The sequence below is a fragment of the Carboxylicivirga litoralis genome (genome assembly GCF_025499605.1).
Classification (GTDB): domain Bacteria; phylum Bacteroidota; class Bacteroidia; order Bacteroidales; family Marinilabiliaceae; genus Carboxylicivirga; species Carboxylicivirga litoralis.
Genome location: NZ_JAFMVC010000092.1, coordinates 1 through 1,391, shown reverse-complemented (window position 1 = coordinate 1,391; position 1,391 = coordinate 1). Strand labels below are relative to the sequence as shown.

Below are 1,391 nucleotides of genomic sequence, written 5' to 3'. Positions count from 1 at the left end.
GTATCAGGTGATAAGATTTACCACCCTGCCGTTAAGGTAACGCTATTGGGAACTATCACAGAGAAAGCATAAGAGCTTGATATGTCATAATCGTTCGGGGGCGGTCAGCGGTTGTTAACCGCCCCTTTTTTCTTCTTAATCATTTCAAAAATGGAAGTACAAGACAATAACATACGCAAATTACAGGTCGTGAAATTCGAGGTCAAAAAAGGTCAGACTTATGAGTTTAACGGCAATACCAAAACGGAACACGACCGTATCAAAGGCATTTTCTTACGCCTATCCAACCAACAGGCATTACCCGGTGCCACACTTAGGGTTTGGATTGATGATACCGAGATAATCCCCGATGATACCGAAGTGGCATTGCTTCACCACAACGATGACATGAGTATTAAGGATGTGGCTTTTCCTGTGGATGAGAAAGCTAAAAACAGCCCTGTACGTGTCATTTACAAAGACGACAGCGAGAACCTGGCTGTTAATGAAAGCTACAATGTTCGTGTGTATCTGCTTGCTGAGGTAGAGAAAAAGAAATAACCCTAAAATCTCCCGACAATGAAACGATATTTTGTAATTACAAAAACCTCAGTTGGCAACAAACACATTAACGAACAGGACTTGCTCCCTGCTTCCTGTAAACTGATTACAGGCATTGCAATAAACGCCCTGGTTAAAAAGGAATCGGAATTGGAAGATGTAACGCAGGATTTAGCTTTCCCCCAAGCTTTAATATCCGATTTGTTACTGACCGAAGGCATTACCAACCTGTTCTATTCTTACCTACGCACAAGGGCAAGCGAAGCAGAAAGCAAAGATTTTTTTGAAAGTGATATACTTCCGGCAATCGTTGATATTCTGAGCAACAATATCAAATTTACTTGTCTCGATGCAGACCAGCAAAGCAACCTGAACAACAGTATTGCAGAGCTTTTCAATACGCAGTTTGCCGATTATCTCTACAATGAAGTGGGTTTATTTGAAAAAGGTCAAACCATTACTAGCCTTGAATTTGCCGATTTGATAGCACAGGAAACTTTAACCTTTGCCTATCTGCATAAATCCGATGTTTTTCTTCGTCCTGTTAAGGCATATAAACAGCCAGAACCTTATGAATGTGGCAATATCAGCCTTTTGGTAAACGGCAACAGTTTTCTATTGCGTGATTACATGCTTACCGCCAACAGAAAGGTAAAGCATTTAAGCAAAGAGGTTATCCCATTCCATGAGCCTTTAGAGGTAAACAGCAATATCCATACGGTTTTTAAGAGCAATAAAAACAGCGGAGACAATACGCTAACCATTAGAATCTACATTGAATATGAACACGAGTGAGTTATTACATACCATCGCAAAAGACCGTGTTTCAGGGATGCGAACCATCGACAGCT

2 protein-coding genes are annotated in these 1,391 nt (G+C 40.8%); both read left to right on the top strand.

The window, feature by feature from the left end:
- Window positions 1–150: 150 nt before the first annotated feature.
- On the top strand, window positions 151–540 hold the full coding sequence (locus J1N10_RS20845; RefSeq protein WP_212191656.1) for a hypothetical protein: 390 nt from the start codon (window positions 151–153) through the stop codon (window positions 538–540).
- An 18-nt stretch (window positions 541–558) separates the two neighbouring features.
- On the top strand, window positions 559–1,335 hold the full coding sequence (locus J1N10_RS20840) for a hypothetical protein (RefSeq protein WP_262328661.1): 777 nt from the start codon (window positions 559–561) through the stop codon (window positions 1,333–1,335).
- The last annotated feature ends 56 nt before the right edge of the window (window positions 1,336–1,391 follow it).

What these genes read in the sequence shown, in the direction of transcription:
- J1N10_RS20845 (WP_212191656.1), top strand. Translation starts at nt 151, where the DNA reads ATGGAAGTACAAGACAATAACATACGCAAATTACAGGTCGTGAAATTC.
- J1N10_RS20840 (WP_262328661.1), top strand. Translation starts at nt 559, where the DNA reads ATGAAACGATATTTTGTAATTACAAAAACCTCAGTTGGCAACAAACAC.